This is a genomic window from Spirosoma lacussanchae (assembly GCF_005870035.1).
Taxonomy (GTDB): Bacteria; Bacteroidota; Bacteroidia; order Cytophagales; family Spirosomataceae; genus Spirosoma; species Spirosoma lacussanchae.
In genome coordinates, this window is the sequence record NZ_SWJG01000006.1 from 240,065 (window position 1) to 248,278 (window position 8,214).

The window sequence follows — 8,214 nt, forward strand, 5'->3', positions numbered from 1 at the left end:
TCAGATGACGGTGCCACCATCGGCATAGAACAGACTACCGGTGCTATAAGAAGAAGCATCAGCGGCCAGAAATAAGGCTAAGGGGCTGATTTCGTCCGTTGTTCCCATGCGGGCAATGGGTAACCGTTTGGTAAAGTGATCCAGAATCTTCTCGTCCTGCCAGAGCGCCTGGCTGAATTTGGTCTTGATCAGGCCCGGACAAATGGCATTCACCCGAATCCCATCCGGCCCCCATTCTTTGGCCAGCACCTTGGTCAGCATATTTAGGCTGGCTTTGCTGACGCTGTACATACCCAGACCCGGATCAGGTGTGTGTCCGGCAATGCTGCTCATCATAATGATACTGCCCCCGCCCCGGGCTTTCATGCTCGGGTAACACAGTTTACTCAACTCGAAGGGGGCTTTAACGTTAGCCTGCATAATCTTGTCAAAGGCGGCTCCGTCGCAGTCGAGCGACGGGCCGAAGACGGGGTTCGAGGCTGCGTTGTTGACCAGTATGTCTATGCCGCCGTAGGTAGCTATGGTCTTTTCTACCAGCTGCCCCAGCTGACTCATGTCGCCCACATGGGCCGCTACACCGGTGGCTTCGCCCCCCTGGGCTCTGATGTCTTCGGCGAGGGCGTCACAGGCATCCTGCTTCCGACTGCTGACGATGACGTTAGCGCCAAATCTGGCGTATAAACGGGCTATGTCTTCGCCGATTCCTTTGCTGGCTCCAGTGATGATGGCTACTTTTCCGGTCAGGTCGAAGATGGCTTTTTCAGTGAAATGAGGTTGGGTTTGCATGGGTACCTGAGGTGAAGGGTTGGGTGGGGCGTGCCCTATTTTTCGAAGAAACAGACTGTACCGCCGACCCAGTCTTTGTTTTTGTTAAAATTGACCCCGATCATCTCACCCCGGCTCAGGCGGGCCAGGTTCGTGAGCAGGGTAGGACGTGCGTCGCCCCTGGGCCAGATAAAGAGCATCCGTATTTCGCATTTCACCAGCCCATCGGGCGATTGGATAACGGGGTCGTAGGTTACCTTGTGCTGTAGCAGGTAGCCAGCGCGCTGTTCGGCCGGGATAGACGCCAGATCGTTGGGGGTTACGTTGATCTTGACGCCACTACCCGCAAAGGAGAACAGCGGTTTCAGTACATAATTCTCCAGGTCTGCCGGATACGCGTCTAAGTCTGACAGGTAATAGCTGGCCGGAATAAAAGGGCTCTTGAGCAGGGGCAGGGTGTACTTGCTGATCCGGAAGAACCAGTTGGGATGGCCAACCCACTCAACATCGACGTCGTCAGTGAGGCTGAACTCCGTTTGAAGGTCCGGGAAATTACGCAGATCGTCGAAAATCAGTCGGTTATAGATGCGCCGTATTGGAACCATCCGACCATCACGCTCGTAGAGGAGCTGCCGCCCCTCCTTGCGGATTTTGGTCAGACATACGGCTTTTACCCCAATCGCTTCTTCCGTGAGCGCAAAATCGATGCGTGTCTTCTGTTTTTCCGGGAATATTTCGAGCAGAATCACCTCCTCCGGCTTGCAGTCGCCCACGATCAACTGCCGGAGCGCCTGCGTGTATTCGTCGTTTGTGTCAACTGAAAACAGGTGCGAGAGTTCGTTGGGGATAGGATAATGGGCGCGAAACTGGCTGGCCAGATAGGGCTGAAAGGCATACAGCGACGGAAATCCCTGGAGTTCGATTAGCTGGGGAGTTAGTTCACCCTGCTCGTCACGGCAAACCGCAAAGTCGACCGCCAGAAACTGGGTATGTGCGTCCGGACCGTCGAGGGGTTCGTGGGGAACCCGCGCTTCGTCTGGAATCGCTCCTTCGGTCTGTTCGCGGAAGTTGGGCTGGGTAATGCCATCGACGATATCGTCACAGGCCCTAAGGAGCTTTTCGGTCAGCACTTGGGGAACAAAAATGGGAGTTTCGGCCACACGGAAGTCCAGCTGACCAGAAAAATCCGATTCGATTTGAGCTAAGAAAGCCCGGTATTTTTCCGGGCTGAAGGCTTGGTTGAAGGCTATACGGGCGGAGTGAATCATTGGTATGTCAATTCATGACAAAATAGAATAGCCAAAACAAGCCAGCTGGCTTGTTTTGGCCTTGGTTCAGCTAGTTGATAACCAGTTCCTGAGTCGCTGCCTGCGACCGAACGGCCTGACGGATGAATCCCGGCAGAATGACCGATTCGGTCAGAGCAATCTTGTTCGGGTCCTGTAGGTAAGTCATCATTTCATCGTACTTCGCCTGGCCGAAATTGGCTACGATTTGCTTTCGCTTTTCGTCAGACAGGAAATACCGGAGCATCCCCTCGTCGTCGGCTTCGGGGTGAAATTGGGTGCCTACAATTTCGGGTGAGAACCGGATGCCCATCAATGCCCGGGGAAGTTTTACGTGGGGTCTGATTTTTTCCAGACAGAGAATACTGGCACCCATATCTTCGATACGCTCCAGATCGGGTTTCAGAACCTGGTAATCGCGCGAGTCAACGGCGTAAAAAGGCTCGGGTAACCCGGCAAAAACGGGATCGCTGGTGCCTTCGTCGGTTTTATGAATCGGGAAAATTCCAAACGATGTCGATTTACGGCGGCTTAGTTCGCCCAGATTCAGATGTCTTGTCACGAGCTGAAACGAATGACAAATCAGAAACACATGCTTTTTGCGCTCGTTCTGCCGGTTCCAGGCAAAAAGCTGATCAATCAGCTGGAAATAGGGCTGCTCCCAGGCTTCTTCAGACGGCAGTGGGCTACCCGGACCGCCAGACGAGATGTACAGGTCATAGTCCAGACCCGGTATTTCGTTGTTGCCCCGAACGTTAAAGATATCGAAGGCCAGTTCAGTATGATCGTTTCCCTGCACGGTACGGATCGCGTGTAAAATACAACGCATCCCCTCATTAGGATGGTTGTTATTCATGTCCAGAACGGCAATTTTCATCGGATAAACGCTAAAAATGAAGACTGAATAATCGCTCCTGAATGTGGCTGAAAAAACGGGTGTCAGTATGTCATCAGTCCGTAGCCGGGAGCTTTATACATTCAATATCAACTACCTGATTCCGTAAGAAGTTTCCGAGACAATGTAATCGACCACCTGTTTGAGATCGCCGGTTTCCTGGAAAACAGCCAGTTGGCGGTCGGCTCCCGTACCCATCTCCAGAATTTTGAGCACGTATTCGCATTCGGCCCGGCTCCCCAGTTCATCGACCACGTCGTCAATAAAAGCGAGCAGTTCGTGGATCAGCTGATGGGTAGGTACTTCTTCCTGTTTACCGAAATCAATCAGCTTTCCTTCGATGCCATACCGGGCTGCGCGCCATTTGTTTTCGTTGATCAGAATGCGCCGGTAGGGTCGGAAATTCAGGTTCTGACCCATCAGCTTATGAATTTTGGCAACCAGCGCCTGCATGATAGCCGCCAGGCATATGGTTTCATCGACCCGCATCGGCACGTCGCAGATCCGGAACTCGATGGTGTCGAAAAAGGGATGAAGCCGGATGTCCCACCAGATTTTTTTACCGTTGTCGATACAGCCCGTTTTGACCAGCAAATTGATATACTCGTCGTACTCGGCGGCCGATGCAAAAAAGTCCGGGATGCCCGTGCGCGGAAACTTATCAAATACTTTAGAACGGTACGATTTGAAGCCGGTATTACGGCCGCGCCAGAACGGGGAGCTGGTCGACAGGGCGTAGATATGAGGCAGAAAGTACCGCACGGCGTTCATGATCTGAATTCCCTCGTTCCGGCTTTGAATGCCTACGTGGACGTGAAGGCCAAAAATCAGGTTGGAGCGGGCCACGTCGCGCATTTCTTCAATGAGCCGGTCGTAACGTTCGTTCGGGGTGATGAGCTGACTTTGCCAGTCCGAAAATGGGTGGGTGCCAGCTGCTGCTACCTTGAGGTTCTGTTTCTCGGCCAGTTCAATAATCTCCTGACGCAGATACGTCACTTCCTGCCGGGCCTCGTGGATGTTGTGGCAGATGTTGGTGCCTACCTCTACCACGGCCTGGTGCATCTCTGCTTTTACGCGCTCCTGAAGTATGATTTTGCCACCCTCTACCAGCTTGGACATGTGTGACCGGAGCTCGCGGGTTTCTGGGTCTATCGTCTGAAATTCTTCTTCGATTCCAAGGGTAAATTCAGGCATTTGTGCGTTGGGTTTGAAAGGATCAGATTATCATGTAAGACTGGAAACGAAGAGGTAAGATAATAGTTTTTCAAAACCGAATCATACCGGCTGTGTTTTTATGGTAAATAGAAATGGATTATGAAAACGGAGCGAGAAAAAAAACTGATCACTAAATACTGGCTCTACGGCGGAAGCGGGGCCATGCTGCTGGGCACCGGCCTGGCGGTGCTATTACATGGGTCAAAGATGAAAGAGGTAGGCGAAGATCCGTGGTTCTGGGTCAGCACCGGTGGTTTTGCCCTGATTATGTCGGGGTTAAGCTTCATTGGCGACGCCAACCGCTTCAGAACTATGGCCGATGTGCTGAACGAACTTGACCAGCGGTCCGCAGCTCAGTAGCGAGACCCGACGGAACCAGCTACTCAAACATACCTATATAAAAAGAGGACCGGTAATCATGCCGGTCCTCTTTTTATATACGGTCTTCGCCGATTAGTGGTGTTCCAGTACAACAGTTTCTTCTACTTCTACCAGCCCGTTGGGGTTGATGGTCGTGAGTCGCACGGGCAGTGTTTCGTTTATCCGGAGCGGGTCGTACCGGGCCACTACCCGAACGTAGTTCTCGGTGAAGCCCTGCATAAATCCATCTTCCACATCTTCTTCGAACAGGACCGTTGCTTCGCGACCCAGCTGTGACTCGTAGAAGGCCCGGCGCATTTTTTCGGAGAGGATGTGTAGCATCCGGCTTCGATCAGCCCGAACGTTGCCGGGAACCACCGGTTTGATGCTCAACGCGGTAGTGTTGGGCCGCTCAGAGTAGGTAAATACGTGCAGATAGGAAACCGGCAGTTCGGTTAGGAACTGATAGGTTTCCAGAAACAGCTCTTCCGTTTCGCCGGGATGCCCTACAATAACGTCGACGCCAATACAGGCATGAGGCATTAACTGTTTAATGCGCGCCACGCGGTCGGCGTACAGGTCGCGTTTGTAGCGTCGGCGCATCAGGCCCAGTACCCGGTTGCTGCCCGACTGTAGCGGCACGTGGAAATGCGGCACAAATCGCTTCGAAGAGGCCACAAACGCGATGATGTCGTCGGTCAGCAGGTTGGGTTCGATACTCGAAATGCGGAATCGCTCGATACCGTCCACCTCATCCAGCGCCCGGATCAGGTCCAGGAAGGTTTCCTGCCGGTCGTTCCCGCCAGACAGGCCGAAATCACCAATGTTTACCCCTGTCAAAACGATTTCTTTAACCCCCCGTGCGGCAATATCGCGGGCCGATGCCACAACATTGGCAATCGTATCGGACCGACTCTTGCCCCGCGCCAGTGGAATCGTACAGTACGAACAAGGGTAATCGCAGCCATCCTGCACCTTCAGAAACGTACGGGTTCGATCGTTGAGTGAATAGCTGGCGTGGTAATCAATGGCGTGTTCGATCGGGGAGTTGAAGATCTGCGCCGACTGCCCATCCGGTACTTTCACGAATGTTGGCATCAGCTCGTGTAACCGGAATTTCTCGGCTGCGCCCAGTACCGCATCGACACCCGGAATGGCAGCGATTTCCTGTGGTTTCAGTTGAGCGTAACAACCCAGAATAGCGATGTAGCCATCGGGGTTGATTTTCTGAGCCTCGCGAACAATCTTCCGGCACTTCTTGTCGGCGTTATCCGTAACGGAGCAGGTATTGACAATAAAAATGTCGGGCTGCTGATTAAACTCAACCCGCTCGTACCCCTGTTGCTCCATCATCCGGGCCAGGGTCGACGTTTCTGAGAAGTTCAGCTTGCAGCCAAGCGTATAGAAAGCTACTTTTTTCACGGTCAGTGGTATATCCTGCAAAAGTACAAAAAAACGACCGGACGGGTTCCGCGTCAGCCACTAATGAATGGCTGAAAATGGCAGGTTGTTCGATCGGATATTCATACCTGTATAGAGTACCGTGATGCAGCAAACAGGGTCAAAAAACGGAGTCGTCTGCGCTGAAAAGTTGTCGAAACGGTAGAAAGAGGTTTTACTAGCAGGCAAAGATTTTTAATGAAAAATATGGCAGTTTACTGCACTGAACGAATTAAAATTATAATATTTCCACAAAAACAGTTGAAAATATGGCTTTTGCTTCCATGGGCTTTTATAATTTATGGTGAAGGGCACTTATATTTGCTAAACGTATCGTAACAAAACCCAAACAATTCATTCCACCTGTACAATCATGGCAAAGTCGAAGTTAGAGTACATTTGGCTCGATGGCTATAAGCCCACCCAAAGTCTGCGTTCCAAAACAAAAATCGAAGGCGATTTCTCCGGCAAACTTGAAGATTGCCCGATGTGGTCGTTTGACGGTTCTTCGACCGAGCAGGCCGAAGGCGGTTCTTCAGACTGTCTGCTGAAACCGGTATTCATCTGCCCTGACCCACAACGTAAGAATGGTTATCTGGTGATGTGCGAAGTACTGAATGCCGACGGAACCCCGCACGTAACCAACGGTCGCGCCACAATCGAAGACGACGATAACGATTTCTGGTTCGGCTTCGAACAAGAGTACTTCCTGTGGGATATGGCCATCGATAAACCGCTGGGTTTCCCGGCCGAGGGTTTCCCCAAACGGCCCCAGGGCCCTTATTACTGTTCGGTAGGCGCACAAAACGCCTACGGTCGTAGCATCGTTGAAGAACACCTCGACGCCTGTCTGGAAGCTGGTCTGAACGTAGAAGGTATCAACGCCGAAGTAGCAACGGGGCAGTGGGAGTTCCAGATTTTTGCCAAAGGTGCCAAAGACGCTGGTGATCAGATTTGGGTAGCCCGTTACCTCCTGGAGCGTATCGGCGAAAAATATAACGTATCGATCAACTGGCACTGTAAGCCGCTGGGCGACACCGACTGGAACGGATCGGGTATGCACGCCAACTTCTCGAACACGACACTTCGTACGGCGGGCAGCAAAGAAGTATACGACAAAATCTGTAGCGGATTTGGTCGTACGCCCGAGATCATCAAAGCCTGTATCGATGTATACGGCGCCGACAACCACCTGCGCCTGACCGGTAAGCACGAAACCCAGTCGATCGATCAGTTCTCGTTCGGGGTGTCTGACCGGGGGGCCTCGATCCGTATCCCTATCGCTACGGTAGAGCGCGGCTGGAAAGGCTGGCTCGAAGATCGCCGGCCCAACTCGGCTGCTGATCCGTACAAAGTGGCGGCTGTGATCATCAAAACCGTTAAGGCGGCCGACGTTCTGGAAACGGCTTAAGCCGCCCAGACTAATACCAAGAAGCCCGGTCGCTCACGCGACCGGGCTTCTTGGTATTAGTCTGGGTAAAAAAACGGTTTTTGGACCGCCCAGAAGGTTGATTGGGAAGTTCAAGTTCAAGCATATCAATATTTGCAATATTAAGTGGCCAATCTTATACAATATAACAAAGCTTGATGATAAGAAAATTGTCAACTTTAACCTACTTCACTGGCTCAATTGTAAGCGAGCTCCGTTCGACAATTTTAAGGCACCAGGCAACTCATAAATAAGTTTACGTGCTTTGGCAGCATAATTATCTGGAATAACAACCGTATGCTTTAGATAAACTATGTCAGTACTAATTGGTATGTGACCGCATGACCATGTCGAAGTAGAATTCCATGAACCGTTCGATATAGTAGTACAACTCGTACTATTTGGTCCATTCAGGCGTACGATCCATGCGTCTGTATATCCAAGGTTGATAGTGACATCACCTGTTGAGGATTCTGCTGACCCTGCTACGATACATCCTCCATCGGCTGTGGAAAATATGGCAACAGCATCTTCTCTTTCTCTTCCCCCCAACGCTTTTTGCCAGATAAGCGCGCCTGAAGAATTTAACTTAGTTACCCAATAGTCTGTACTTCCTGGATATGATGAGTGGAATCCAGTTACGTCTCCATCTCTTGATTGAATAGAACCAGTTATTATGTATTCATCTTGGTTGGTTTGGACTTGCAACAAAACACTGGACAAACTTTTAAGCAACTTGTTGGCACTGCCCACTGTAATAGTCAAAAGGGGAAAGATAGCCTAGCGCCGAATGCCTGCGTTGCCGGTTATACCAAATCTCTATA

At 51.4% G+C, this 8,214-nt stretch carries 8 protein-coding genes; 2 read left to right on the plus strand and 6 right to left on the minus strand.

Annotated elements, in window-relative coordinates:
* From FBR45_RS20540 to FBR45_RS20555, 4 genes are all read right to left on the minus strand, one after another.
* Complete coding sequence (locus tag FBR45_RS20540; RefSeq protein WP_138505790.1) at positions 1-786, minus strand: glucose 1-dehydrogenase; 786 nt, start codon at positions 784-786, stop codon at positions 1-3.
* A 35-nt stretch (positions 787-821) separates the two neighbouring features.
* Entirely contained in the window at positions 822-2,033 is a 1,212-nt protein-coding gene (locus FBR45_RS20545) for a hypothetical protein (protein WP_138505792.1), read from the minus strand.
* A 70-nt stretch (positions 2,034-2,103) separates the two neighbouring features.
* Positions 2,104-2,928: a type 1 glutamine amidotransferase gene (locus FBR45_RS20550; protein ID WP_138505794.1), complete on the minus strand. Its 825-nt coding sequence runs from the start codon at positions 2,926-2,928 to the stop codon at positions 2,104-2,106.
* A gap of 111 nt (positions 2,929-3,039) precedes the next feature.
* Positions 3,040-4,140 carry a carboxylate-amine ligase gene (locus FBR45_RS20555; protein ID WP_077922757.1) on the minus strand — a complete coding sequence of 367 codons (1,101 nt, stop codon included), beginning with the start codon at positions 4,138-4,140 and terminating at the stop codon, positions 3,040-3,042.
* A gap of 120 nt (positions 4,141-4,260) precedes the next feature.
* Here FBR45_RS20555 and FBR45_RS20560 point away from each other — a divergent pair, with 120 nt between their 5' ends.
* Positions 4,261-4,521, plus strand: coding sequence for a hypothetical protein (locus FBR45_RS20560; protein WP_138505796.1), 261 nt, complete (start codon positions 4,261-4,263; stop codon positions 4,519-4,521).
* 93 nt (positions 4,522-4,614) lie between these two features.
* Here the strand turns inward: FBR45_RS20560 and mtaB are convergent, their stop codons facing one another.
* A complete protein-coding gene (gene mtaB / locus FBR45_RS20565; protein WP_138505798.1) occupies positions 4,615-5,943 on the minus strand; it encodes a tRNA (N(6)-L-threonylcarbamoyladenosine(37)-C(2))-methylthiotransferase MtaB in 1,329 nt (442 codons plus the stop codon).
* Positions 5,944-6,334: 391 nt separating this feature from the next.
* On the opposite strand from mtaB, the gene FBR45_RS20570 reads away from it, so the two are divergent.
* Entirely contained in the window at positions 6,335-7,372 is a 1,038-nt protein-coding gene (locus FBR45_RS20570; RefSeq protein ID WP_138505800.1) for a glutamine synthetase beta-grasp domain-containing protein, read from the plus strand.
* A 207-nt stretch (positions 7,373-7,579) separates the two neighbouring features.
* Here the strand turns inward: FBR45_RS20570 and FBR45_RS20575 are convergent, their stop codons facing one another.
* On the minus strand, positions 7,580-8,155 hold the full coding sequence (locus tag FBR45_RS20575) for a PqqD family protein (protein ID WP_138505802.1): 576 nt from the start codon (positions 8,153-8,155) through the stop codon (positions 7,580-7,582).
* Positions 8,156-8,214: the final 59 nt, after the last annotated feature.

Bases quoted from the DNA above. Each gene is read 5' to 3' on its own strand.
- FBR45_RS20570 (WP_138505800.1), top strand. From the start codon at position 6,335: ATGGCAAAGTCGAAGTTAGAGTACATTTGGCTCGATGGCTATAAGCCC.
- FBR45_RS20555 (WP_077922757.1), bottom strand. From the start codon at position 4,140: ATGCCTGAATTTACCCTTGGAATCGAAGAAGAATTTCAGACGATAGAC.
- FBR45_RS20545 (WP_138505792.1), bottom strand. From the start codon at position 2,033: ATGATTCACTCCGCCCGTATAGCCTTCAACCAAGCCTTCAGCCCGGAA.
- FBR45_RS20550 (WP_138505794.1), bottom strand. From the start codon at position 2,928: ATGAAAATTGCCGTTCTGGACATGAATAACAACCATCCTAATGAGGGG.
- FBR45_RS20560 (WP_138505796.1), top strand. From the start codon at position 4,261: ATGAAAACGGAGCGAGAAAAAAAACTGATCACTAAATACTGGCTCTAC.
- FBR45_RS20540 (WP_138505790.1), bottom strand. From the start codon at position 786: ATGCAAACCCAACCTCATTTCACTGAAAAAGCCATCTTCGACCTGACC.